This window comes from Micromonospora craniellae (assembly GCF_014764405.1).
Taxonomy (GTDB): domain Bacteria; phylum Actinomycetota; class Actinomycetes; order Mycobacteriales; family Micromonosporaceae; genus Micromonospora; species Micromonospora craniellae.
This window is the reverse complement of sequence record NZ_CP061725.1, coordinates 3,145,342-3,168,013: the sequence shown is the minus strand read 5'-3', so window position 1 is coordinate 3,168,013 and position 22,672 is coordinate 3,145,342. Positions and strand designations below refer to the sequence as shown.

The 22,672-nt window shown below is 71.2% G+C and carries 22 protein-coding genes, 1 tRNA gene and 1 pseudogene; 8 read left to right on the top strand and 16 right to left on the bottom strand.

What is annotated here, in order from left to right; translation table 11 throughout:
- Nucleotides 1-24 precede the first annotated feature (24 nt).
- The 3 genes from ID554_RS14130 to ID554_RS14120 are packed head-to-tail and all read right to left on the bottom strand — an operon-like array spanning nucleotide 25 to nucleotide 2,783.
- Nucleotides 25-1,497, bottom strand: coding sequence for a PP2C family protein-serine/threonine phosphatase (locus ID554_RS14130; RefSeq protein WP_117227955.1), 1,473 nt, complete (start codon nucleotides 1,495-1,497; stop codon nucleotides 25-27).
- Nucleotides 1,494-1,982, bottom strand: a complete 489-nt coding sequence (locus ID554_RS14125) for an FHA domain-containing protein FhaB/FipA (protein WP_117227954.1) — start codon at nucleotides 1,980-1,982, stop codon at nucleotides 1,494-1,496. The genes ID554_RS14130 and ID554_RS14125 overlap by 4 nt, the downstream gene beginning before the upstream one ends.
- Nucleotides 1,983-1,988: 6 nt before the next feature.
- Entirely contained in the window at nucleotides 1,989-2,783 is a 795-nt protein-coding gene (locus ID554_RS14120; protein WP_117227953.1) for an FhaA domain-containing protein, read from the bottom strand.
- A 227-nt stretch (nucleotides 2,784-3,010) separates the two neighbouring features.
- Here ID554_RS14120 and ID554_RS14115 point away from each other — a divergent pair.
- The 3 genes from ID554_RS14115 (at nucleotide 3,011) to ID554_RS14105 (ending at nucleotide 5,071) form a co-directional block, all read left to right on the top strand.
- Nucleotides 3,011-3,096 (top strand) — tRNA-Leu (locus ID554_RS14115).
- Nucleotides 3,097-3,161: 65 nt separating this feature from the next.
- Nucleotides 3,162-4,277: an NAD-dependent epimerase/dehydratase family protein gene (locus tag ID554_RS14110; protein ID WP_191088833.1), complete on the top strand. Its 1,116-nt coding sequence runs from the start codon at nucleotides 3,162-3,164 to the stop codon at nucleotides 4,275-4,277.
- Nucleotides 4,274-5,071 carry a WecB/TagA/CpsF family glycosyltransferase gene (locus tag ID554_RS14105; RefSeq protein WP_117228044.1) on the top strand — a complete coding sequence of 266 codons (798 nt, stop codon included), beginning with the start codon at nucleotides 4,274-4,276 and terminating at the stop codon, nucleotides 5,069-5,071. Before ID554_RS14110 ends, ID554_RS14105 begins: the two co-directional genes overlap by 4 nt.
- 58 nt (nucleotides 5,072-5,129) lie before the next feature.
- On the opposite strand, the gene ID554_RS14100 is transcribed toward ID554_RS14105, so the two are convergent.
- A complete protein-coding gene (locus tag ID554_RS14100; protein WP_117227951.1) occupies nucleotides 5,130-7,001 on the bottom strand; it encodes a S8 family peptidase in 1,872 nt (623 codons plus the stop codon).
- Nucleotides 7,002-7,221: 220 nt separating this feature from the next.
- Here ID554_RS14100 and ID554_RS14095 point away from each other — a divergent pair, with 220 nt between their 5' ends.
- On the top strand, nucleotides 7,222-7,824 hold the full coding sequence (locus tag ID554_RS14095; RefSeq protein ID WP_117227950.1) for a hypothetical protein: 603 nt from the start codon (nucleotides 7,222-7,224) through the stop codon (nucleotides 7,822-7,824).
- Here the strand turns inward: ID554_RS14095 and ID554_RS14090 are convergent.
- The 3 genes from ID554_RS14090 to ID554_RS14080 form a co-directional block, all read right to left on the bottom strand.
- Nucleotides 7,792-8,193 carry a hypothetical protein gene (locus ID554_RS14090; RefSeq protein ID WP_117227949.1) on the bottom strand — a complete coding sequence of 134 codons (402 nt, stop codon included), beginning with the start codon at nucleotides 8,191-8,193 and terminating at the stop codon, nucleotides 7,792-7,794. The genes ID554_RS14095 and ID554_RS14090 overlap by 33 nt on opposite strands.
- A 178-nt stretch (nucleotides 8,194-8,371) precedes the next feature.
- Nucleotides 8,372-8,593, bottom strand: coding sequence for a DUF397 domain-containing protein (locus ID554_RS14085; protein ID WP_117227948.1), 222 nt, complete (start codon nucleotides 8,591-8,593; stop codon nucleotides 8,372-8,374).
- Nucleotides 8,569-9,444 carry a helix-turn-helix domain-containing protein gene (locus tag ID554_RS14080; protein WP_117227947.1) on the bottom strand — a complete coding sequence of 292 codons (876 nt, stop codon included), beginning with the start codon at nucleotides 9,442-9,444 and terminating at the stop codon, nucleotides 8,569-8,571. Before ID554_RS14080 ends, ID554_RS14085 begins: the two co-directional genes overlap by 25 nt.
- A gap of 565 nt (nucleotides 9,445-10,009) precedes the next feature.
- On the opposite strand from ID554_RS14080, the gene ID554_RS14075 reads away from it, so the two are divergent.
- Both ID554_RS14075 and ID554_RS14070 read left to right on the top strand, forming a co-directional pair.
- Complete coding sequence (locus ID554_RS14075; protein WP_117227946.1) at nucleotides 10,010-10,297, top strand: hypothetical protein; 288 nt, start codon at nucleotides 10,010-10,012, stop codon at nucleotides 10,295-10,297.
- A gap of 100 nt (nucleotides 10,298-10,397) precedes the next feature.
- Complete coding sequence (locus tag ID554_RS14070) at nucleotides 10,398-10,832, top strand: hypothetical protein (RefSeq protein ID WP_117227945.1); 435 nt, start codon at nucleotides 10,398-10,400, stop codon at nucleotides 10,830-10,832.
- A gap of 30 nt (nucleotides 10,833-10,862) precedes the next feature.
- Here ID554_RS14070 and ID554_RS14065 read toward each other — a convergent pair whose 3' ends face one another.
- Nucleotides 10,863-11,561: a PASTA domain-containing protein gene (locus ID554_RS14065; protein WP_117227944.1), complete on the bottom strand. Its 699-nt coding sequence runs from the start codon at nucleotides 11,559-11,561 to the stop codon at nucleotides 10,863-10,865.
- A gap of 99 nt (nucleotides 11,562-11,660) precedes the next feature.
- Nucleotides 11,661-12,341 carry a PASTA domain-containing protein gene (locus tag ID554_RS14060; protein WP_117227943.1) on the bottom strand — a complete coding sequence of 227 codons (681 nt, stop codon included), beginning with the start codon at nucleotides 12,339-12,341 and terminating at the stop codon, nucleotides 11,661-11,663.
- Between the two features lie 122 nt (nucleotides 12,342-12,463).
- Here ID554_RS14060 and ID554_RS14055 point away from each other — a divergent pair, with 122 nt between their 5' ends.
- On the top strand, nucleotides 12,464-13,807 hold the full coding sequence (locus ID554_RS14055; RefSeq protein ID WP_117227942.1) for a hypothetical protein: 1,344 nt from the start codon (nucleotides 12,464-12,466) through the stop codon (nucleotides 13,805-13,807).
- A 3-nt stretch (nucleotides 13,808-13,810) separates the two neighbouring features.
- Here the strand turns inward: ID554_RS14055 and ID554_RS14050 are convergent, their stop codons facing one another.
- The gene (locus tag ID554_RS14050; RefSeq protein WP_117227941.1) at nucleotides 13,811-15,289 is read right to left on the bottom strand and encodes a glutamate--cysteine ligase family protein; all 1,479 of its coding nucleotides are present in this window, start codon (nucleotides 15,287-15,289) and stop codon (nucleotides 13,811-13,813) included.
- A gap of 304 nt (nucleotides 15,290-15,593) precedes the next feature.
- Nucleotides 15,594-16,175, bottom strand: a complete 582-nt coding sequence (locus tag ID554_RS14045) for a YceI family protein (protein WP_117227940.1) — start codon at nucleotides 16,173-16,175, stop codon at nucleotides 15,594-15,596.
- Between the two features lie 103 nt (nucleotides 16,176-16,278).
- On the opposite strand from ID554_RS14045, the gene ID554_RS14040 reads away from it, so the two are divergent.
- Complete coding sequence (locus ID554_RS14040) at nucleotides 16,279-16,803, top strand: MarR family winged helix-turn-helix transcriptional regulator (protein ID WP_117227939.1); 525 nt, start codon at nucleotides 16,279-16,281, stop codon at nucleotides 16,801-16,803.
- A 342-nt stretch (nucleotides 16,804-17,145) separates the two neighbouring features.
- Here the strand turns inward: ID554_RS14040 and ID554_RS14035 are convergent.
- The 5 genes and pseudogenes from ID554_RS14035 to ID554_RS14015 form a co-directional block, all read right to left on the bottom strand.
- Nucleotides 17,146-19,605, bottom strand: a pseudogene (locus ID554_RS14035) (ATP-binding protein); the annotation flags it as partial.
- A gap of 209 nt (nucleotides 19,606-19,814) precedes the next feature.
- The gene (locus ID554_RS14030; RefSeq protein ID WP_117227938.1) at nucleotides 19,815-20,018 is read right to left on the bottom strand and encodes a hypothetical protein; all 204 of its coding nucleotides are present in this window, start codon (nucleotides 20,016-20,018) and stop codon (nucleotides 19,815-19,817) included.
- The gene (locus tag ID554_RS14025) at nucleotides 20,015-20,218 is read right to left on the bottom strand and encodes a hypothetical protein (RefSeq protein ID WP_117227937.1); all 204 of its coding nucleotides are present in this window, start codon (nucleotides 20,216-20,218) and stop codon (nucleotides 20,015-20,017) included. Before ID554_RS14025 ends, ID554_RS14030 begins: the two co-directional genes overlap by 4 nt.
- Nucleotides 20,219-20,331: 113 nt before the next feature.
- Nucleotides 20,332-21,339: a helix-turn-helix domain-containing protein gene (locus tag ID554_RS14020; protein WP_117227936.1), complete on the bottom strand. Its 1,008-nt coding sequence runs from the start codon at nucleotides 21,337-21,339 to the stop codon at nucleotides 20,332-20,334.
- 168 nt (nucleotides 21,340-21,507) lie between these two features.
- On the bottom strand, nucleotides 21,508-22,662 hold the full coding sequence (locus ID554_RS14015; protein ID WP_117227935.1) for an acyl-CoA dehydrogenase family protein: 1,155 nt from the start codon (nucleotides 22,660-22,662) through the stop codon (nucleotides 21,508-21,510).
- Between the last annotated feature and the right edge of the window lie 10 nt (nucleotides 22,663-22,672).

Genomic DNA, 22,672 nt, shown 5'->3' with positions numbered 1-22,672 from the left:
CGTCCTCGGTTCGAGTGCCGGTGCCTACTCGGGCGACCGGCAGGCCGCCGGGTCGACGGTGGGCGGGAAGGTGTCGGGCGGGCTGTCGGGTGTGTCGGTGGACGCGACCGCCGATCCGTTGTCGGACGGGCGCACCGGTGGGGTCGCGGCGCCGCCCGTGGCGGAGACCGACGCGCTGCCGACCGGAGTCGGCGAGCCGGCCGACGCATTCGGTGCCGGCGAGGGCCCGTCCGCGTCGGGGGTCGGGCTCGGGGTCGGGCTCGCCGTGGGCGGGCAGATGGGCTTGAGGTTGACGTTGGTCGGGCTGTCCATCGTCAGCTCGGCCAGCCGGCGCTCCGCGTCCGGCTCGCTCCGGGCCGGGATGCCCTGCTTGACCTGCTCCTGCGCGGCGAGGGTGAGATCGTCGAGCTGGGCGCTGCTCTCGGAGTGGACGGTGGAGAGGTCCATCCCGGCGATCTGGCCCTGGATGCCGCGGAACACCGCCACCTGGCCGTCCTGCGTCGCGCCGACGTAGTACTGCCGCTGGGTGTAGGTGTACCCGCCGTAGAGGCTGCCGCCGAGGATCACCGCCAGGGCGGTCGTCATCGCCAGTGCGCGCAGCGGGCGACGACGGGCCTCCGGCTCGTCGTCGGCGTTGCCGGCGGGTTCCTCCGGCACGGGCGGACGGGGGGCGGAGAGCGCCGAGGCCCGGGCGGCCGGGGTGGAGACGTCGGCGGAGGTCGCCATGCCACGGTCGCGGGCCGCCGCGCCGCCGACGATCGGTGCCGCCTCGACGATGTCCCGGTCGGTGGCGTCGGCGATGATCACCGTGATGTTGTCCGGGCCGCCACCGCGCAGGGCGAGCTGCACGAGTCGCTCGACGCACTGCTGCGGGTCGGTGTACTCACGCATGGTCTCGGCGATGGTCTCCGCACTGACCACGCCGGAGAGTCCGTCGGAGCAGATCAGGTAGCGGTCACCGGTGAGCACCTGGCGCACGGAGTACTCGGGGTCGATGTCCCGGCCGTCCAGGGCCCGGGTGAGCAGCGAGCGCTGGGGGTGGCTGCTCGCCTCCTCCGGGCTGATCCGGCCTTCGTCGACGAGCATCTGGACGTAGGTGTCGTCCTTGGTGATCTGCGCGAACTCACCGTCGCGCAGGAGGTAGGCCCGCGAGTCACCGATGTGGACCATACCCAGCTTGCTGCCGGAGAAGAGGGTCGCGGTGAGCGTGGTGCCCATCCCCTCCAGCTGTGGGTTGGCTTCCACGGTCTCGCGGAGCTGCTGGTTGGCGGTACCCACGGCGGAACGCAACGCGTCGACCAGGGCGTCACCGGGGACGTCCTCGTCGAGCGGCGCCATGGCACCGATGACAATGTTGCTGGCGACGTCACCGGCGGCCATGCCGCCCATGCCGTCGGCGACGGCGAGTAGCCGCGGTCCGGCGTAGACGGAATCCTGGTTACCGTCACGGATCAGACCGCGGTCGCTGTGGGCCGCGTAGCGCAGGGTCAGAGTCATGGCCGTAATTCGAGAGAGGTGCGGCCGATCCGGATCGGCACGCCGAGGGGAACGGGGGTCGGTCCGGTGACCTTAGCGCGATCGAGGTACGTCCCGTTAGTCGAACCCATGTCCTCGACGAACCACTGCCCGTCGCGCGGTACGAGCCGGGCGTGTCGCGCGGAGGCGTAGTCGTCGGTGATGACGAGGGTGGAGTCCTCGGCCCGGCCGATGGTTATCTGCGCCTCGCCCAACGTGATCCTGGTGCCGGCCAACTGTCCTGCGGTCACTACCAGTTGGTGTGCCGCCCGTCCCCGCTTCACCTTCGCCGGCTTCGCCGTCGCCTGGCCGGTCGACGCGCCGACCGCCCGGGGCGCGGCCACCAGCCGACCCGAACGGGCCCCCGCGAACAGGTCCCGACGGATGACGCCGACCACCGTGAACACGAAGATCCACAGCAAAACGAGGAATCCGAACCGGGCAACGGTGATGACGAGTTCCGGCAAGGCGGGTCAGCCGTCCACGCGGAAGGTCAGGGTGGTCGTACCGAGCTGGATCATGTCGCCGGGGTTCAGCGCGACGGCGGAGACCCGCTGGCCGTTGACCATCGTGCCGTTGGTCGAGCCGAGATCGGTCAGCACGACCTGGCCGCCGTCGAAGTCCAGCCGGGCGTGTCGCCGGGAGATGCCGACGTCGGGCAGGCGCAGGTTGGCCTGGTCGCCCCGACCGATCACGGTCGAGCCCATCTGGAGCGGGTAGGTGCGGCCGTCGCCGGAGACCAGCCGGACGTTGCGGCCACCGCCGTGACCCGGCGGGGGGCCGTAGCCGCCGCCCTGGTCGTACGAGGGGTATCCGGGCGGACCGGCGTCGTACCCGCCGCCGGGCGCCGAGACCGGAGCGACCTCGCCACCGGTGTAGACCTCGGCGGTGACCCGGAACATGCCGGTGTCCAGCCCTTCACCGCGCTCGATCTCGACGATCACGTCGCCGTAGACCGTCCAGGCCTGCTCGCCGATGAACTCCGCCTGCGACTGGGCCAACTCCTGGGCCAGCGCGGCGGCGTACGGCGCCAACCGACTGTGGTCGTAGGGCGAGAGATCGATCACGTAGCGGTTCGGCACCAACGTGCGCCCACCGGCCAGGATGGCCTTGTGCGCCTCGGCCTCCCGCTGCATGGCGTTGAGGATCTCCACGGGGTGCACGACCCCCTTGAAGACCTTGGCGAAGGCCCCCTCGACCAGGCCTTCCAGACGCTTCTCGAAGCGTTGCAGCACGCTCACCGGCTCCTCCTCGGGTCCCGAGGACATGATGGTATCCGTCCAGAGCGCACGCAGCTCACACGCCGCTCGGCCGGCAGGCCACGGCCCGTTCGGACGGCCTCGGATCGTCGTGCTACTCTTTCGTCCGCCACGAACGGTAACCGCTGGAAGCAGCGAATGCCATTCGCGGTCACGACCACAGGTCACGTAGCATTGCCAAGGTCCGCCGGAGACGGTGGAGACCACTCGGGCTACGCTGTCCGAGGTCATGCCACGGGGAAGTGGCGGAATGGCAGACGCGCACGGTTCAGGTCCGTGTGCCCGAAAGGGCGTGGGGGTTCAACTCCCCCCTTCCCCACCACAGACGAGGGCTTCGCGGCGACGCGGGGCCCTCGCTCCGTATCGAGACGTACCAAACGTCACGCTATGCTCCGATGGTTTCTGCCTCCGACGCACCAGGAGTGGCATGTGAGTGTCGCATTCGTGACCGGTTCGGGCGGGCTGATCGGCTCCGAGGCGGTCCGGCATTTCGCCGGCCTCGGTCTCGACGTCGTCGGCATCGACAACGACATGCGGCAAGAGTTCTTCGGCGAGGAGGCGTCCACCGCCTGGAACGTCCGCCGGCTGACCGACGAGCTGGGTGAGCGGTACTCGCACCACAGCATCGACATCCGCGACCGCAGTGCGCTCGGCGCGCTGTTCCAGCGGTACGGCCGGGACATCGCCGTGGTGATCCACACGGCCGCGCAGCCCTCGCACGACTGGGCGGTGCGCGACCCGTTCACCGACTTCGACGTGAACGCCGCCGGCACCCTGAACGTCCTGCAGAGCGTCCGGGAGCACTGCGTGGAGGCGCCCGTGATCCACTGCTCGACGAACAAGGTCTACGGCGACCGGCCGAACAGCCTGCCCCTGGTCGAGCAGGAGACCCGCTGGGAGATCGAGCCGGGCCACCCGTACGAGCAGGGCATCCGCGAGGACATGTCGATCGACGCCTGCCTGCACTCCATCTTCGGCGCCTCCAAGGTCGCCGCGGACGTGATGGTGCAGGAGTACGGCCGCTACTTCGACATGCGGACCGCCTGCTTCCGGGGCGGGACGCTGACCGGCCCGGCCCACTCGGCGACCGAGCTGCACGGCTTCCTGGCGTACGTGATGCGCTGCAACATGGAGCGCCGGACGTACAAGATCTACGGCTACCAGGGCAAGCAGGTGCGGGACGCGATCCACAGCTCGGACGTGGTGTCCGCGTTCGAGGCGTTCTTCCGCAACCCGCGCTCGGCAGCGGTGTACAACCTCGGCGGCGGCCGGCACTCGAACACCTCCATGCGCGAGGCGTTCACCGAGTCCGAGCGGATCACCGGGCAAGAGATGATCTCGGAGTACGTCGAGGCCAACCGGGTCGGCGACCACAAGTGGTGGATCGGCTCCAACGAGGCGTTCCAGGCCGACTACCCGGACTGGAAGCAGGTCTACGACGTACCCATGATCATGCGTGAGATCTACGAGGCCAACGTGGACAAGTGGGTGCCGGGAGCATGACCAAGAAGAACGTCCTCGGCGTCCTCGTCGACGCCACCGACTACGCCGAGGCGACCGAGCGGGTGGTGGCCGCCGCGCAGGAACGCCGCCCGATGGCGTTGACCGCGCTGGCCGTGCACGGCGTGATGACCGGCGTGCTGGACCCGCCGCACAACGCGCGACTCAACTCGTTCGACGTGGTGACCCCGGACGGCCAGCCGGTGCGCTGGGCGCTGAACCTGCTGCACGGCGCCGGCCTCACCGACCGGGTGTACGGGCCGCTGCTGACCCTGCACGTACTCTCCCGCTTCGCCGACGAGGGCCTGCCGGTCTACCTGTACGGCTCCACCGACGAGACCCTGGCCCGGCTGATCCCGGAGCTGGAGCGGATGTTCCCGGCGTTGAAGATCGCCGGAGTGGAGGCGTCGAAGTTCCGCGCCGTGCAGCCGGGCGAGGACGTCGAGATCGCCGACCGGATCAGGGCCAGCGGCGCCCGGCTCGTCCTGGTCGGCCTGGGCTGCCCGCGCCAGGAGGTCTTCGCGTACGCGATGCGCCCGCTGCTGGACATGCCGCTGATGGCGGTCGGGGCGGCCTTCGACTACCACGCCGGGCTGCTGCGTCAGCCGCCGCCGTGGATGCAGCGGGCCGGGCTGGAGTGGTTCTGGCGGCTCGGTCTGGAACCGAAGCGGCTCTGGCGCCGCTACGTGATCCTCAACCCGGCGTACCTCGGCCGGTTGTTCGCGCAGAAGACCGGGCTGTGGAAGGCGAGGCCGCCGGCCCCGGCCACCGAGCGTCCGAGCACGTTCGCGGTCTGACCCGATACGGTCACCGGGCCCCTGGCGCGATGCCGGGGGCCCGGTGCCGTTGCGGACGTCAGAGGGTCAGCGTCCAGGTGTTGATGTAGCCGGTGTCTCCGCCGTAGACGTCCCGCACCTGGAGCCGCCAGGTGCCGTTCGCCGCCTCGCTGGAGATGTTCACCGTGTAGGTGGTGTTCACGTTGTCCGCGCCATCGAAGATGCTGCTGTTCTTCAACCGGTAGGACGAGCCGTCCGGGGCGAGCAGGTCGACGACCAGGTCACCACGGTAGGTGTGCACGATGTTCACCGCGACGGTCGAGGTCGACGCGGCGTTCCGGTTGCAGCCGGAGATCGTGATCGAGCTGGTCACCGCCGAGCCGGCGTCCGGGATCGCCACGTCGGTGCCGTTGGTGCCCGAGCAGCCGCCGCTGCCGCTGCCGGTCACCGTCAGCGAGTACGTCGCGGTCCTGCTGCCGGACGCGGCGCTGCCGGTCACCGTCACCGGGTACGTGCCGGCGGGGGTGCTGGCCGAGGTGGTGACGGTCAGCGTCGACGACCCGCCGGAGGTGACGGTGGCCGGGCTGAACGAGGCGGTCGCCCCGGACGGCAGGCCGCTGGCCGAAAGGCTGACCGACTGGGCGGACCCGTTGGTGGTGGCGGTGGCCACGCTCGCGGTCACCGAGCCGCCGGGCGCGGTGGAACCGGAGGTCGGCGACACCGACACCGAGAAGTCGTTGGTCGGCGGCGGGGTGTCGCCGTTGACCACGTAGAGCAGCTGGTTCGGGGTTCCGGTACCGACGTTCGTCACCACGTTGGGGGTGGAGTTGGTGACCAGGTAGTCCCGGACCTGCTGCGGGCTCCACGACGGGTTGGCCGACAGCACCAGCGCGGCGGCGCCCGCCACGTGCGGTGACGCCATCGACGTACCGCTGATCGAGTTGGTCGCGGTGTCGCCGGTGTGCCAGGCCGACGTGATGCCCACGCCCGGAGCGAGAATGTCCACGCAGGTGCCGAAGTTCGAGAAGCTCGCGGCGGCGTCGTTGTTCTGGGTGGCCCCGACGGTGATCGCCGGAGCCGTCCGGGCCGGCGAGTAGTTGCAGGCGTTCTGCCGCTGGCCGAGGAGGTTGCCGTTACCGGCGGCCACCACGTAGGTGATGCCGGTGTTGATCGAGTTGATCACCGCGTTGTCGATCGCGCTGTTGGCCGCGCCGCCCAGGCTCATGTTGGCCACGGCCGGCCGGACCGCGTTCGCGGTCACCCAGTCGATGCCGCCGATGACTCCGGCGTTGGTGCCGCTGCCCTGACAGTTCAGCACCTTGACCGCCACCAACCGGGTGGCCTTGGCGACGCCGTACGCCGTACCGCCGACCGTGCCGGCGACGTGGGTGCCGTGGCCGTTGCAGTCGGTGTTGTTGGTGTCGGCGGTGTTGGTGCCCCAGGTCGCCCGGCCGCCGAAGTCGGAGTGGGTCGTCCTGATGCCGGTGTCGATGACGTACGAGGTGACGTCCGAGGCGGTGTTCGGGTAGGTGTAGGAGCTGTTCAGCGGCAGGTTCCGCTGGTCGATCCGGTCGAGGCCCCACGGGGGGTTCGCCTGGGTGCCGCTGATCGTGACGGTGTGGTTCTGCTCGACGTACGCCACCGCCGGGTCGGCGGCGATCCGCGCGGCGGCCGTGGCGCTGACCCGCAGTTCCGCGCCACGTAACGCCGTGGTGTAGGTACGGGCCGTGCTGCCGCCGTGTCGGCGCAGCAGCCGGTCCACCGAGGATCCGACGGCGTTGCGGCCCACCTCGGCGTTCTTGAACACGACGATGTAGCTGCCCTCGACGGCAGTGGCGCCGCCGGCACTCCTGATCGTGCCGACCGGCTCGGCCGCCATGGCCGGTGTGGCCGTGGCGACCATGGCCAGCGCGGCCAGGCCGACGAGTACGGACCTGTGTGGAAAAGCCATCTTCCTACCTCCCTCCGACCGGCACCGACCGTCTACCCACTCGTGGCAGATTGATCGATGAATGCCAATCGAGGTGAGAGTAGTTGGACGCCCGGAGGCAGAAAAACATGCCGGATCTCCCATCACATCGGTGCGATGACCCCCTACGGGGACCAGGTACGGGACGAGCGGGGGGCGGTCCCGGATTCGCGAGAGCGGAAATCGGGCAAGGCTGATGGTCATGCAGAGCCATCTCGCCCTCCTGCTCCCGGTCGCCACCGTCTGGTGGGTCGCCGGGTACCTCGCGGACGGGCTGCCCCGGATGACCCACGCACGTGGCCTGCGCCGGCACACCGGCTGGCTGCTCGGCCTGACCGGGGCCGGACTCGCCCTGACGGCGGCGCTGCCGATCGCCGGGCTGATCACCCGTGGTGCCACCCTGGCGGACCGGGCCGCGAGCGGACTCACGCTGGCCGCTGTCCCCGTCGCGGTGGTGGCGATCTGCACGGTCCGCCGGGTGCGCCGGCTGCTGGCCGGGGCCAGCGCGCTCGCCACGGCCTCCCGGACTCCGGCCCCGCACGGGTTGCGGGCCGCCGCCGCACACCCGCTGATCGGCCTGCCGTTGCAGGTGACCGGGCTGGCCCTGCTGCCGGCCCTGATCGCGGCGAGCGGCGCCGGTCAGCTCTTCGGGCCCGGGATGGCCGGGCCGGCGGTCACCGCCGGGGCGCTGGGCGTCGCCGCCATCGGCGTACGTCATGCGCTGCGACACAACCGGCTCGCCGAGTTGGCCATGCCGGAACGGCGGGCGACCTCAGCGCAACCGGCCGGAGCCCTGCACGTATAGCAGTTCCAGGATCGCCCTGGTCGCCTCGAACCAACGGTCCAGCCAGCCGGGCGGCGGCACACTGCCCCTCGGCGGCAACTCCATCATCAGACCGTGCAGCAGCGGGTGGCCCACCAGGGAGTTGTTCTCCGCCATCGGCCACCCCGGGGGCGGGAACGCCCCCTCGGTGAGCGGATTCGGGTCCAGCGACGGCGGCACGTGCTGCGACGGGGCCGCTTCGGCCGTGCTTTTGACGTCCCGCCCGCCGCGTTCACCCTCCGCCGGCACTTCGGTCAACATGCTGTCCCTGCGGGCGCCGCGGTACTGCCCGCCGAACCGCTCGGCCTTTGCCGGGCCGTTGCTCATGTTCTCTGAACCGATACTCGTCATTCCGTCTCGCCTGCCTCGCTCGGTTACCCGCCCTGCCGGGGGGATGTCGACCAGCGCGTACCGAGAGGTACAACGAGACGGGATCGATGTGGCGACGGCAGCCGGAGGGCCGCAACGCAACGCACGGTCCCCGTCCGGCCTGGCCGGACGGGGACCGATCGACACCGCTTACCGCCAATCAGCTCCGGCCGAATGCGCCGTCCCTGGTGCCGGCGACGAAGGCGTGCCAGTCACCCGGGGCGAAGACGAGGGCCGGACCGGCCTTGTCCTTCGAATCCCGGACGCCGATCGCCCCGGTCACGTACGCCACCTCCACGCAGTTGTCACAGTTCGGGCCACTTTTCGAGCTCTTGAACCATGTCGCCCGCGTCAGGTCTACGGGGAATCCTTGCGTCGCCACTTCCACAACGGCTCCTCTGCCAGTCTCGCGATGTACTCGACGGACTCCTCCGGACGCCTGGCCGCTGCTCGAATGTGATCGAAGATGAAGCTGTACTTCTGTAGTTCGTCGCTCTTCTCCAGGAAGAGCCCACCCGTGGCGTTCTCCGCGTACACGACATCCGGATCACCGGGTTCGGGGAAGCTGAGGATCGTGAAGGTGCCGTCCATTCCGGCGTGCGCCCCTACCTCGAACGGCAGGACCTGGAGCGTCACGTTCGGCAGTTGGGCTACCTCCGCCAACCGTTTGAGCTGGTCACGCATGACCGTGTCCCCGCCAACCGGACGGCTCAGCACCGCCTCATCGAGCACCACCCACAGATCGACCGGATCATCCTGGGTCAACAACGACTGACGGCCGAGTCGGACACGCACTCGTTGTCGTACCTGTTCGGGGGTGAAGTCCGGACGGGCGGCCTTGATCATCGTGCTGGCGTAATCCTCGGTCTCCAACAGCCCGGGTATCACCTGCTGTTCGTACGCACGGACCGAGCTGGCCGCCGCCTCCAGGCCGACGAACGCCCCGACCAACACCGTGCTGTACGGGTGCCACCAGCCCTTCTGTCGCGCCTCGCGGGCGATCTGCACCAGCTCGTCACTCTCCGCGCCCACCACCCCGTAGATCCGCAGCATGTCCCGCACATCGCGCGGCGTGGCGGAGGTGTGGCCCGTCTCGATGCGGGAGATCTTCGACGCGGAGCACTCCAACTGGTCGGCGACGGCTTCGATGGTGATGCCGGCGGCCTCGCGTTGGCGGCGCAGCTCCGCGCCGAGCCGGCGCCGCCGGATGGTCGGACTGCGGCGCTCGCTCACCCGATGTCACCTTTCACCTCGACGCGCCGCTGATTCGACACCCGCCTCGGGCGCGACCGTCGGGGCTGGCGAGCGTTCGCGGCATAGGGGTGGCGCCGGTCGTCGGCCGGCCGCGGCGGGCGAAACCGTTCCTCAGTGTGCCGCTCGGGTATGGGCACGTTCAAGCGCCCTTTCGTGCGAGCCGCTCACTTATCGGCAAAAGTCTACGTGCAACTTGCATGCAGCACGCCTCTGATGCACTCTGTCCGTATGACCTGGGTTACGCATCGTCCCTACGCCGTCTCCCCCCGTGATCTCTACGGCGGAGGCGCGGACGGGGCGTACACCCGACCGTCGGCCACGGGCCCGGATTCCCCGCGCGGGAACCGGCCGCCCACCCCCGGCGGCGGCTCCGGCGACACCACCTGAGCCCGCACCGGTCGAGCGGCACGCCACCAGCGTTCCCGGCACCGACCAATGCCCGCGCCACGAACCGGCACACGAGACACGACCTCGTCGCCGGAGCGGCATCTCCCCCCGATCGTCCCGCCGGCCTCCCCGCCGGCCAACCCTCCCAGGAGCCCATGTGCTTCCCCGCTCCGGTGACGTACTGCACGTGACTCGCGCGGCGAGTGTCCAGTTCCGCAAGCCCATCCAGTTCCGGGTGATCCGGGTACTCGACCGACCCACCTACGACGGCTGGCTGTGGCTCGAAGGCTACGAGTTGAACACGGCGGGGGACGCGGTCAACCGGCGTTCGATCTTCGTCCAGCGAGCGGGTCTGGAGCAGATCCAGGCCGCTCCGCAGCCTCGTCCGCACACCGTGCGCTCGGCCCGCCGGCCGGTCACCCGAACTCCGGTCCGGGTGAGCTGAGCATCTCGAACAGCCGCCGTGGGGGCATGCCGACGCCATAGAATCGGTATGCCCACCCCGGCAAGTCTCCACCCCGCGCGTCCTGGGCCCCGAACCTGGGATGGCCATGGTCAATCTGCCCGCGCGACAGCCCCACCGATCCCGTATCACCTACGCCTTCGGAGTCCTGGCGCTACTTGGTGCCGCCGCCACCATGCTGGTGCTGGTCCGGGACCCCGCCCTGTCCTCGACCCGGCTGGCCGAGCCCGTACCGGCACCGGAGATCACCGTGGTGGAGACCGACCCGGTCGGCCCGTACGGCGTGACCGGCGGCTGGCACGAGTTCGGCCCCGACGGCACGGCCGACCAGCCGGGCGACGACCCGGCCTCCGCGAACGGCGGTGACCCGTCGGGGGACACCGTCCCGACAACCCACGCCACCGGAGCGGATCCTCGCCAGGAACTCAGCCGTTCGCTGTTCTGGTCCGGCGTGTTCGGGTTGGCGATCTCGCTGGCCGGGTTGGGACTGGTCGGCACCAGACGCCGGTTGTGGTGACCGCCCTCAGGCGGTCGGGCTCACCGTGCCTCAGGCGGTCGGGCTCACCGTGACGGTCGGCTCGGTGGTCGGCGCACCGGTCGTCGGCGACGGGCTCGGGCTGGCCTCCGCCACCACCAGCCTGATCTCCCTGCCCGCCTCGACCAGTTCACCCCCACCGGGCTCGGTGGCGATCACCGTGCCAGAGGGCTGGTCCGACGGCCGGTACTCCACCTCGTACTCGAGATCGAGCTGGTCCAGCAGCGTCCGCGCCGCCGCCTCGGAGAGCCCGGTCAACGGCGGCACCGGAATCTGCGGCGGGGCGGCGCTGGTGGTCGGCGATGGCGACGGTGACCGGGTGGTCGGGGAGGGCGCGGCGGTGGTCGGTGGGGCCTGCGTCGTCGGCTGCGGGGACGGCGGCGTAGACCCGTCCTCGTCCAGCGCCTGCCGGGCCAGCCACAGGCCCACACCGAGCAGCGCGAGCAGGAGCAGCAGGACGACACCCCAGAGAATCGGCAGCCACCAGCGCCGGTTCGGCTGCTCGTCGGGGTACCAGTCGCCGCCGGCCGGCTCGCCGTCGAAACCCGGCCGCACCGACGGCACCTCCGCGCGCCCCGACCACGCCGCCGATCCGGACCGCTGCGTCGGAGGCAACGGAGCGGTCTCGTCGGGTCGTCCGGTGGCCGGTGGAATGTGGCGGGTCCGGTCGTCGGACCCGTCCTCAGGCGGCTGCTGGCGGTCGTCGCTCATCGCACGTCCTTTCCGCCGGTCCGGCGGGCGGCATGGCCCTCGACGGTCAACCTAACGGTTCGTCGGGCCATCGGCCGGCATCAGCGTGTCGGACGCGCGTCACTCCGGCTCGTCGCTGGACTCCGGGCTCGGGGTCGTGCCGCACCAGATCTGGACCACGTCGTTCCATCGCCCGACGGTGCCGGCGGTCGGCTGCTGGGTGGTGACCGTGCCGGACTTACCGGTGGGGTAGCGCGGATAGAAGCCGTCGTCGGCGAGTTCGTCCTGTGCCTCCCCGCACGAGTCGCCGACCAGGTCCGGTACCGAACTCTCCGGTGCGGCGCCGGCCACGGTGACCTTCACGCTGGTCCCGCGCTTCACCGGTGACCCGCCGGCCGGCTCGGTGCTGCGCACGCTGGAGCTGTCGCCGGTGCCGAAGACGAACTCCCAACGCAGTCCGCGATCCCGCAGCTCCTCCCGGGCCTCTTCGAAGTCCATGCCGACGAGTTCCGGCACCGTCAGATCGGTGCGGTTCGGCGCGGGTCGGGCGGGCTGGCTGCTGGTAGCCGTCGTCGGCTTCTCGCGTGGTGTCGGCTCGCCTTCGGACGTCGGCGCCCGACTGCCGCTCGCGTCCAGTGTCGTGGTGCCGGGCGGTTCCTGATCGCCGGCAAGCATCCATCCACCGGCCGCCCCGACGACGGCGAGGAGCACCGCCGCGAGCCCGCCGCCGATCACCACCCTCGTGCGGTCCGGGCCGGTGCCGACGCGCACCTCGCCCCGGTCCGTGGTTCCGTCCGTCATCTCCGCCCACCGCCCTATCACCGGCGACCGTAGCCACCGACGCCAAGCACCGTCCGTCACCGTTGCCGCCCGATGCCGCACACGACTCGCCGCACCGACCACAGGACGTTACGCTGCCCGGCATGGCCAGACAGGGCTGGGGAGGATCGATCGCCACCGCGGCTGGCGTGGCAGCCGGCGCCGGGGCCGCCCAACTGGGCTTCGGGTACGGCCTGGGCATCCTCAACTGGGCACCGACCCAGGCGACCGCCGGCACCGCAGCCTGGGTAGCGAGCCTGATCTGGGCCACCTGGATCGCCGCCACCTCCACGATCGTCGGCGCGGTCTGCGCGCAACGACTGCGCGACCGCCGCACCGACCCGCCCCCGGCGGCCGGTCCGACCGTCGCACCCTCCGACGCCGGTAGGCCCACCGACCCCGCCCTGCCGGCCGACCCCGTCCCGTCGGCCGCCAACGCCTCACAGACCGACACCGCCCGGTCCGGCACCGCCCGGCCGGGTGCCGCCATGTCGACCGATGCCCGCCGGGAGGTCGGTGACGGCGGTGGCCTCTGGCTGATCGCGCTCGCCGGTGCCGCCGGTCTGGGTGCACTGATCACCGTGCTGCTGGTCGCCGTGCCGGCGCGGATGGCGGTGGTGCCGGACACTCCGTCCCCACGGGACATGGCCGCCGCGTACGCCGCGATCGGCGTACTCGTCGGCGCGCTGGTGGCGGTCTGGGCCCTGCGATGCCGGGCCGCCGCGACCAACGTCATCGCCACCGCCGGTTGGCTCTGGCTGCTCGCGGTGGTCGCCGTGGTCGACTCGGTGCTCGCGGGTCGCGGACTGACCACGGCCCAGCTCGGCATCTGGCAACTCAGCTCGGACAACGCACAGTTCTGGATCCGCGACTACTTCTACTGGCCCGGTGCGGTCCTCTCGCTCGGCTCGGCGCTGTTGATCGGCGTGCTGGCCGCCCGCCACGGCGTACGCCCGGCGGACCGGCGGGTCGGTGCCACCGCCTCCGGCGCCGCCGGACCTCTGCTGGTGGCCGTCGCCTACTTCCTGGCCGTGCCGAGGCTGACCGCGATCAGCCCGGAGCAGGTGTCGGCCCACCTCATCGCCCCGTACGCGGTGATCGTCGGAATCGGCGGGTCAGTCCTGGTCGCGGCGCTCGCCCAGCGGGCGGCTCGGCGCAGGCAGGAGTTGCCGCCCAGCGGGGAGACGCCCCGGCTGCCCCGGCAGCGCGGGGCGGCCGACGACCCCGGCACCGCACCGGCCATGGGCGACACCGGCGCGGCCGGGCCGAGTGGCGCTGTCGGTGACGACGGCACGCCCGCCGCTCCGGCACCCACGGGCGGTTCACCGACCCCCGGCGGCGCATCGACGCCACTCACCTCCGCCACGTCACCGACGGACGACGGCTCGGCCGGCACCGACACCTCGCCGGGGGAAACCGGCAGCCGGCGGAACCGCCGCAGCCGCTGACGGTCAGTCGATCGGCCAGGTGTGCACCGGCTCGTTGGTGCGCTGCAACTCCGCGTAGCGCTGAAGCATGTGGTGCAGGGCGGCGGCCCGGTCCAGGCCGTGTTGCCGTTCGGCGGCCCACACCGCCGCGGTCTGCCAGACCGCGCCGTTGCGTCCGGTGCGGCAGCGCTGCTCGATGATGCCGAGCAGCCGGTCCCGCTCCGCCGGGGAGACCCCGAACCCGTCGAGCCCGGCGGCGGCGATCGGCAGCAGCACGTCCAGCACCAGCGTGGTCACCGGCACCTCACCGAGCCGTGGCCAGTGCAGCACGGCGTCCATGCCCCGGCGGGCAGCGGCGTGGAAGTTCTCCTCGGCGGAGCTGAAAGTGAGCTGGCTCCAGATCGGCCGGTCGGCCTCGGCCAGGCCACGGGCCAGCCCGAAGTAGAAGGCCGCGTTGGCCAGCATGTCCACCACGGTCGGCCCGGCCGGCAGCACCCGGTTCTCCACCCGCAGATGAGGGCGGCCGTCCATGATGTCGTACACCGGCCGGTTCCATCGGTAGACGGTGCCGTTGTGCAGGCGCAATTCCGCAAGCTCCGGTACGCCGCCCGCGTGCAGCACCTCCACCGGGTCCTCGGTCTCGCAGATTGGCAGCAGCGGCGGGAAGTAGCGAACGTTCTCCTCGAACAGGTCGAAGATGGACGTGATCCAGCGTTCGCCGAACCAGACCCGGGGCCGTACGCCCTGCGCCTTCAGCTCGTCCGGCCGAGTGTCGGTGGCCTGCTCGAACAGGGCGATCCGGGTTTCCGCCCAGAGTTGGCGGCCGTACAGGAAGGGCGAGTTGGCACCCACCGCCACCTGCACTCCGGCGATGGCCTGTGAGGCGTTCCAGTAGTCGGCGAAGCTGTCCGGCGCGACCTGGAGGTGGAACTGGAGACTGGTGCAGGCGGCCTCCGGCGCAATCGAGTCGGTGTGCGTACGCAGGCGCTCGACGCCCCGGATGTCGAGCTCGATGTCCTCGCCCCGGGCACCGACGATCTGGTCGTTGAGGACTCGGTACCGCTCGTTGGTGGAGAGGTTGTCCGCGATCAGGTGGCGCTCGGTCAGCGTAGGCAGGATGCCGACCAGGACGATCCGGGTGTCCGAGCGGGCCGCCCGCTCGTCCGCCCGGTCCAGGCTGCCGCGCAGGTCCCGCTCGTAGTCGGCGAACCCACCGTTGGAGATGAGTCGCGGGTTGGCGTTCAACTCCAGGTTGAACTGGCCCAACTCGGTTTGGAACAGCGGATCGGCGATGGCGGCGAGGATCTCCTCGTTGCGCATGGCCGGCTCGGCGAGCGGGTCGACGAGGTTGAGCTCGATCTCCAGTCCGGTCATCGGCCGGTCGGCGTCGAATCCGAAGTCGTCCAGCATCAACGCGAAGACGTCCAGACACCGGCGGACCTTCTGGCGGTACCGCATCCGATCCTCACGGGAGAAGGCGGCTCGGCCGACGTCCCTGCCCATGTTTCCTCCCGGCGCGCGACGCGACGGAACGGTGCCGTTCCGCAGCGCAGTGTGAACCATACTCGGTGAAAGCGCCGAACCGGATGGCCCGAAGATCGGTCCGTTGCCGCAGTCCACCCGCCTTGCGGGCGGGTCGGACCCATCGACAGGGCGGGTGAGCCGCTCCCGTGGGCATTCCTACCCGGAAGGGTCCGTCGCGCCACCCGCGCTCCTGCGAACAGCCTGTGACAAACCGCATTGCGATCGTCACCGGAACGTTGACGGGCCCGCGCGGTGTGCGCGGGCCCGTCAACGTATACGGGGATCAGGACTGGCGGATGGCCTCGCCCTCGATCTCGATCTTGATCTTCTTGCCGACCAGCACGCCACCGGACTCCAGGGCGACGTTCCAGGTCAGACCGAAGTCCTCCCGGTCGATCTCCGTGCTCGCCGAGAAGCCGAAGATGTCCTGGCCGAACGGGCTGCGCCCGACGCCCTCGAACTCGACCGTCAGCTCCACCGGACGCGTCACGCCCTTGATGGTCAGCTCACCGGTGAGCACGAACTCGTTGCCCTCGTGCGACTTCACGCCGGTGCTGCGGTATTCCAGGGTGGGGAACTGCTCGGCGTCGAGGAACTCCGAGCTGCGCAGGTGCGCGTCCCGGTCGGCCTGCGCGGTGTTGATGCTGGCGGCCTGGATGGTGGCGTTGACCGTGGACTCCAGGGGCTCCTCGGCGATGGTGACGGTGGCGGCGGCGTCGGCGAACTCACCGCGAACCTTGCTTACCATCATGTGCCGGGCGACGAAGCCCACGCGCTTGTGCGCCGCGTCCAGCAGGTAGGTGCCGGCCGCCGGGATGGTGAGGCCGTTCCACTCGCGGGTAACCGGCTCGGTGCTGCTGGTCATGAGAGACTGCCCTCCGGAAGAGATTGTTTAGCAGCCCAACGACTGCGACAGAAACTATAGTCACAACAATATTCCGTGTGTCAAGTACTGATAGGATGGGCCGGTGAACCCGAACGTGTTCGACGACCCTCGGATCACCGCCGTCGGCCTGCTCTTCGAGGTGCATGCGGGACTCTCCGCACGCTTCGCCACGCAACTCGACGAGCACGGGCTGTCAGCGGTGGAGTTCGAGGTGCTGACCCGGCTCACCCGCTCGCCCGGCAACCAGCTGCGGATGACCGACCTCGCCGCGCAGACGTCGCTCTCCACCAGCGGCGTCACCCGGGTCGTGGACCGGATGGAGCGCGACGGTCTGATCACCCGGCGCGCCTGCCCCTCCGACCGACGCAGTTCGTACGCCGTGGTTACCCCCGCCGGCCTGCGCCGGCTCGACGAGAGCCTGCCCGGCCATCTCCAACTCATCGAGGACTGGTTCACCGGCCAACTCGACCCGGCGGCGCTGCACGCACTGCTGGACGGCCTGCGCCGGGTACGCGACGCCGTCCACCCGTGCGCGACCGCCGGCAGCAGCGACACCGCCCCGGACGAGGAGCCGGCCCCGAAAACGGCCGAATCCACCCGGTGCTGAGTGGCGCGGCGACCGCCGAACACACCCGCCCGACCCTCGGTGCCGGTCTGCACACCCGAGCGTGACGCCCACCGGCAGAAGGACCGGCAGAACCATGCGGGCAACCGGCGATAGCGCCGCAAAGCAGACAGAACTCGCAGTGGTCGCTCGCTAATCTCGCTGCAGCGGGGGCGCATTGGGGGGAATCGGCGCGGGCGATGAGCGAGGGGTGGTAACAGGGGGCTTCCTCGCCCGCGCCACCCCTGTTTCCGCCGCCGGTCGGCCGGGCCACGTGCCCGGCCCGCCGTGCTTCCCGGCACCGTCCGTGCCGTTCCCGCTCGCCGTCGACGCCCGACGGCCGGCCGACAACGCGTACAGCAGTTCCTGCTCCTGCGACAGCAGCCGGACGCCGCCCGCGCGGCAGGCGAGGTCCAGTCGATCGAGCACCTCCGGGTCCGCCGTGCTCGCCGCGAGCCCGACCAACGCCTCCACCACCCGGCGCCGGTCCTGGTCCTCCCCGTTCATCTCGGCCGCGGCGGCGAACCACTCCACCGCGACCTCCCGGTCACCCCGGTGCCGGGCCAGGTGCCCCTCGATCAGCGCACCGGTCCCGTCCAACGGCCGTAGCTCGACGAGCACCTCGGCGGCCTCGGTCGCGCGGCCGTCCTGAGCGAGCGCCAGTCCCAGCGTGCCCAGCACCCGACGGCGGTGCCGGGGCACCCCCACGTCGGCCAGCGCCGCGAGGACCCGCCGGGCCTCGTCGACCGCGTCGGCGTACCGGCCCTCCAGGCGGAACACCTCCGCGACCGTGCCCCGGGCCAGCACCCGGAGCCGCTGCTCCCCGCACTGCCCACCGAGACGGTCCACAGTGGCGAGTCGCCGCCGGGCGGCAGCGAGGTCGGCCACCCGCATCTCGTGCCAGGCCAGGTGGTGCTGCGCGATCGCCATCTGCCGGACCAGACCGGCCTCGGTCGCCACCGCCAGCACCGCTTCCGCCTGCTCCCGGGCCTGCCCCGGCCGGCCCGTCGCGGACAGCAGCGCACCCAGCACGTTCCGCGCCTCCAACTCGCCCGGCACGTCACCGAGACGCCGGAACGCCGCCAGGGCGGCCTGCGCCGTCGGCAGCTCCTCAGCCGCCGCGCCGTGCTCACCGGCCAGCATCGCGACGCCGAGCGACGCCCACGCCCGCAACGCCGGATCGGCGTCGGCGGTACGCGGATCGGCGAGCAGCCGCAGCAGCCACTGCCGCCCCAGGACGTCCCGACCTCGCAGCCGCCACCATCGGGACAGCGCCGCCGCCAGGCGCAGTGCGGTCAGCGGGTCGTCCACCGCCGCGTAGGCCAGTGCCGAACTGATGTCGCCGGTGACCTCGTCCAGCCGGTGTGCCGCGACGGTCGCACCGGCACCACTGAGCGCCGGGACGGTCCGCTCCACCAGCCGGGTCACCACCCGGCCGTGCCGGCGACGGATCACGGTCGACTCACCGGCACCGGACGCCTGCTCGACCGCGTAGTCACGAACGGCGTCGACCAGCCGGAACCGGAACGCCCCGGTGCCGCGTACGCTCAGCAGCCCCAGATCGAGGAAGCGGTTCAGCAGCGGCACCGGATCGGAGGTGGCCCCGGTGCCGGCGAGCATCTCCTCGGCCATCTCGACCGACCAGCGGTTGCCGAACGCGGCCAACCGGCGCAGCGCGGCCCGTTCCTCGGCGGCGAGCAGCCGATAGCTGGTGGCCACCGCGTCGCGGAGTGTCTCCGCGACGGCCGCCCGCACGTCGTCGCCCCGGCTCGGCCCCGCCTCCCACCCACCACGCGCCGCGCCCGAGGTGTCCAGGTCCAGCACCCGGTCGCCGTACCGGTCCAGCAGTTCGGTGAGATCGAGCAGCCGTCCGCGCGCCGCCATCAACTCGATCGCCAGCGGCAGTCCGCCCAGCCGGCGGACCAGCGCGGCCAGCGCCGGCAGCTCGGCGTCGGACGGCGGCTCCGGGCGCACCTGGGCCAGCCGCGCGGTGAACAACGCGACCGCCGGGTAGGTGGCCAGCGTCCCGGGGTCGGTGTCGCCCGGCGGCGGTACGTCCAGCGGCGACACCGGGCGCACCCGCTCCCCCGGTAGCCCGACCGGATGCCGGCCGGTGACCAGCACCCGCAGCGACGGCACCGAAGCGACGAGCCGTTGCAGGGTGGCCGTCACCGGGCCCGGTGCCCGTTCCGCCGCGTCGACCAGCAGCACCGCCCGCCGGTCGCCGAGCCGGGCGGCCAGTTCCGTGAGCCGAGCCGCACCGAAGACCGCCACCGAGGCGGCCAGCACGTCGGTGACGTCCGACCCGGCACCGATGAGCACACCGGCCACACCACCCGGATAGGCCGGTGCGACGGCGTGCACCGCCGCCAACGCCAGTGCCGTCTTGCCGACCCCGGCCAGCCCCACCAGGCTGATCACCCGAGGGCCGCGCGGATCGGTCAACATCGCGGTCAACTCGGCCAGATCCGGCTCCCGGCCGATCAGGTCCGGAGGAGGCGGCAGACCCAGAGCCGGACCCGGGTCGGGTGGCGCGCTCGTGTTGCCCGTCCTCCGCGCGGCGGTCAGGAACGCGGCGCGGGCGTCACCGGTCAGTTCGAGCGCTCCGGCGAGCAGTTCGACGGTGGTGCGCTGCGGGCGTACGGATCGTCCCCGTTCCAGGTCACGAACCGTCCGGATGCCGACACCGGCGCGTACCGCCAGCTCGGCCTGGGTGAGGCCGGCGGCCAGGCGGTGCGACCGCAACAGTTCCGGGAGACCGGCGTGCGTGGCCGGCCCGACCCGACGATCATGACCCGGAGGCATGGCCACGGACACTACGGGCCACACCCGACACTGGACACGGGATCGTCGGCCACCCGACCCGACCGCGAAGAAAGCCGACAGCGACCGACCGGCCGACAGCACTGGACGATCGGCCATTGATCGAGGTCACCGGCAACGGTCACAATGCGCGGCTCCTGTCCCGCGACCGGTGGTCGGTGATGATGACGCGGGCGGCGAGGATCAGCCGGTCACGAACCTGCGCGAGTGTCCACACCATGCGCCTCCAACCAGGCCCGACGCGCCGCCCGGTGTTCGTCGAGCACCACCGACGCCCATCCGATGCGGGGGCAGCCGTCGGGGGTGCAGTCGGCGCAGCGCAGCCCATGCACCTCCACGGTGATGGCCGCGACCGTCACGACCGGCGGCGCCGACCACTCGCGTACGTCGGTCACCAGCCACTCCGCCGATTCTGCGCCGGTGTGTAGAACGGCAGCAGTTGTGTGTCGGCGTACCACCGGTGCCCGGCCCGCGCTTCCGGCTCACCGGTCGGGACGGAACGGAACGCCCCCGCCTGGTTATGGAAGCGGGTGGCCGCCCCCGTCCGGTCGATGGGCGTCACCTCGCGGCGACGGTTGAACGGCCACACCCGCATCACGCACCTCCCAGCGGCGATCGCCACCACTCATGAGCATCATGTGGTTGCGGTCCGTCACCAGGGCAGGGCGGAGGTGTCCGGCATCCCGTCCGGAACCGGTCGCGGACACGTCAGCCGGCGGCGACCGCCAACGCGGACCGGTACTCCTGTGCCCAGAGCGCATCCTGCTGGTCCGGCGGCAACCCGGCCAGCCCGGCCCGCAGGTTGTCGATGCCAGCCGTGGTGTCGCCGAGAGCCAGATAGGCCAGCCCGAGACCCATCCTGCTGAAGGTCGGCGTCAACCAGTAGGCCAACACCGGCGCCTGCTCGTTCTCAGCCGCCTCAGTGAGGTCGCTCGCCTCACCGAGCAGCCGCGCGGCGGCGTCCCGGTCGCCGAGCAACGCGTACCCATGGGCTGCCTGCACGGCGTCCCCGACTCGTTGCAGGGCCGTCGCACCCGGGGTCTGGTAGGCGGCGAGGAAGTGCCTGACGATGCCGCGCGGGTTACCTCGCTGGCGTTCCAGGTAGCCACGGAAATTCTCCACCTGCGCCGCGAGAGGTCCGCTGTCGACGGCGTCGGCCTGGTCGGCGGCCTCGGTCAGCACCCGTACCGCCTCACCGTCGTTGCGGGCCTCGGCGTGCAGCCAGCCGACGAACTGCGTCCACTCCGCCACCACCTCGTGCAGCAGGTCGGCGTGTGGTCCGCCGGCCTGCTCGGCGAGCATGTGCGCCGTGCGCCACTGCGCCACCACCCCGGGCAGGGTGACCGATGCCGACAGCACGTCGTCTAGACGCCGCTGCGCGGCCAGCACGTCACCCAGGATCCGCACCGTGGAGGCGTCGAGTCGGGACGGCGCGGCGACCACGTACGCGAGTCGCTCATCGTCGTCGAGAGTGGTCACCTTCGGCACGGCGACAACCAGAGCCGCAAGTGTCCCACCAGCGCGCAGGGCACCGTCCAGGTGCTCAGCGAGTTCCCGAGAGGGTTTCGTCCGGCCTGTCTCCAGGTCGTGTACGTAGCTTTTCCCGACGTACGCCAGTCGTGCCACGTCGCGCAGCGACAGGCCACGCTCACGGCGCATCCGGGCCAACTCGGCGGGGAATCGTGGGTCAACGAGAGTGTGTGCGCGTGGCGGCATCGGTGCTCCCAGGTAGCGGTCTGGGTGGCGGTCCGCTGGCCGCAATAACCGGCGGACCGCTCGACCTCGACGGTACGCCGCAGACACGCCGAGGGGCACCCGCACAGTGGGGTACCCCTTCGGGTCGTAGCGGTCAGACGGTGACACGCCCCAAAGGTGCGTCGGCGCTCACATGCCCAGGTCGCGAGCGATGATCATGCGTTGCACCTCGGAGGTACCCTCGCCGATCTCCAGGATCTTGGAGTCCCGCCAGAACCGGGCCACCGGGTACTCGTTCATGAAGCCGTAGCCGCCGTGGATCTGGGTCGCCTCCCGGGCGTTGTCCACCGCGACGGTGCTGGCGTGCAGCTTGGCGATCGCGGCCTGCCGCTTGAACGGCTCACCGGCCAGCATCCGGGCCGCCGCGTCGTAGTACGCCAGGCGGGCGGTGTGCGCCCCCAGCTCCATGTCGGCGATCTTGAACTGGATCGCCTGGTAGTTGCCGATCGGCTGGCCGAAGGCGTGCCGATCGGCGGCGTACTTCACCGACTCGTCGACGCAGCCCTGAGCGAGCCCGACGGCCAGCGCGGCGATCGCGATCCGGCCCTCGTCGAGGATGCGCAGGAACTGGGCGAAGCCCCGGCCGCGCTCGCCGAGCAGGTTCTCCGCCGGCACCCGACAGTCGTCGAAGGTCAGCTCGTGGGTGTCCGAGGCGTTCCAACCCACCTTCGAGTAGCCCGGCGCGACGGTGAAGCCCGGCGTACCGCTCGGCACGATGATGGTGGAGAGCTCCTTCGCGCCGTCCGGGCGGGTGCCGGTGACGGCGGTGACGGTGACCAGCGCGGTGATGTCGGTGCCGGAGTTCGTGATGAACGCCTTCGAGCCGTTGATCACCCACTCGCCGGCCGTCTCGTCCAGCACCGCCCGGGTCTCGGTGCCACCGGCGTCCGAGCCGAAACCGGGCTCGGTGAGCCCGAAGCCGGCCAGTGCCTCACCGCTGAGCAGCTTCGGCAGCCACTGCGCCTTCTGCTCGGCGGTGCCGAACCGGTAGATCGGCATCGCGCCCAGGGAGACCGCCGCCTCCAGGGTGATCGCCACGCTGGAGTCGACCCGGGCCAGTTCCTCCAGGGCCAGGCAGAGCGCGAAGTAGTCGCCGCCCATGCCGCCGTACTCCTCGGAGAAGGGCAGGCCGAACAGGCCCATCTTGCCCATCTGCCGGACCACCTCGTACGGGAAGGTGTGCTGCTCGTAGTGCTCGGCGATGACCGGCGCGACCACCTCGCGGGCGAATTCCCGCACGCTCTCGCGCAGCGCCTCGTGTTCCTCGGTGAGCCGGAAGTCCATCGGGTTCCTC

What these genes read in the sequence shown, in the direction of transcription:
- ID554_RS14130 (WP_117227955.1), bottom strand. Translation starts at nt 1,497, where the DNA reads ATGACTCTGACCCTGCGCTACGCGGCCCACAGCGACCGCGGTCTGATC.
- ID554_RS14120 (WP_117227953.1), bottom strand. Translation starts at nt 2,783, where the DNA reads ATGTCCTCGGGACCCGAGGAGGAGCCGGTGAGCGTGCTGCAACGCTTC.
- ID554_RS14110 (WP_191088833.1), top strand. Translation starts at nt 3,162, where the DNA reads ATGCTCCGATGGTTTCTGCCTCCGACGCACCAGGAGTGGCATGTGAGT.
- ID554_RS14105 (WP_117228044.1), top strand. Translation starts at nt 4,274, where the DNA reads ATGACCAAGAAGAACGTCCTCGGCGTCCTCGTCGACGCCACCGACTAC.
- ID554_RS14100 (WP_117227951.1), bottom strand. Translation starts at nt 7,001, where the DNA reads ATGGCTTTTCCACACAGGTCCGTACTCGTCGGCCTGGCCGCGCTGGCC.
- ID554_RS14095 (WP_117227950.1), top strand. Translation starts at nt 7,222, where the DNA reads ATGCAGAGCCATCTCGCCCTCCTGCTCCCGGTCGCCACCGTCTGGTGG.
- ID554_RS14090 (WP_117227949.1), bottom strand. Translation starts at nt 8,193, where the DNA reads ATGACGAGTATCGGTTCAGAGAACATGAGCAACGGCCCGGCAAAGGCC.
- ID554_RS14070 (WP_117227945.1), top strand. Translation starts at nt 10,398, where the DNA reads ATGGCCATGGTCAATCTGCCCGCGCGACAGCCCCACCGATCCCGTATC.
- ID554_RS14065 (WP_117227944.1), bottom strand. Translation starts at nt 11,561, where the DNA reads ATGAGCGACGACCGCCAGCAGCCGCCTGAGGACGGGTCCGACGACCGG.
- ID554_RS14060 (WP_117227943.1), bottom strand. Translation starts at nt 12,341, where the DNA reads ATGACGGACGGAACCACGGACCGGGGCGAGGTGCGCGTCGGCACCGGC.
- ID554_RS14055 (WP_117227942.1), top strand. Translation starts at nt 12,464, where the DNA reads ATGGCCAGACAGGGCTGGGGAGGATCGATCGCCACCGCGGCTGGCGTG.
- ID554_RS14050 (WP_117227941.1), bottom strand. Translation starts at nt 15,289, where the DNA reads ATGGGCAGGGACGTCGGCCGAGCCGCCTTCTCCCGTGAGGATCGGATG.
- ID554_RS14045 (WP_117227940.1), bottom strand. Translation starts at nt 16,175, where the DNA reads ATGACCAGCAGCACCGAGCCGGTTACCCGCGAGTGGAACGGCCTCACC.
- ID554_RS14025 (WP_117227937.1), bottom strand. Translation starts at nt 20,218, where the DNA reads ATGCGGGTGTGGCCGTTCAACCGTCGCCGCGAGGTGACGCCCATCGAC.
- ID554_RS14020 (WP_117227936.1), bottom strand. Translation starts at nt 21,339, where the DNA reads ATGCCGCCACGCGCACACACTCTCGTTGACCCACGATTCCCCGCCGAG.
- ID554_RS14015 (WP_117227935.1), bottom strand. Translation starts at nt 22,662, where the DNA reads ATGGACTTCCGGCTCACCGAGGAACACGAGGCGCTGCGCGAGAGCGTG.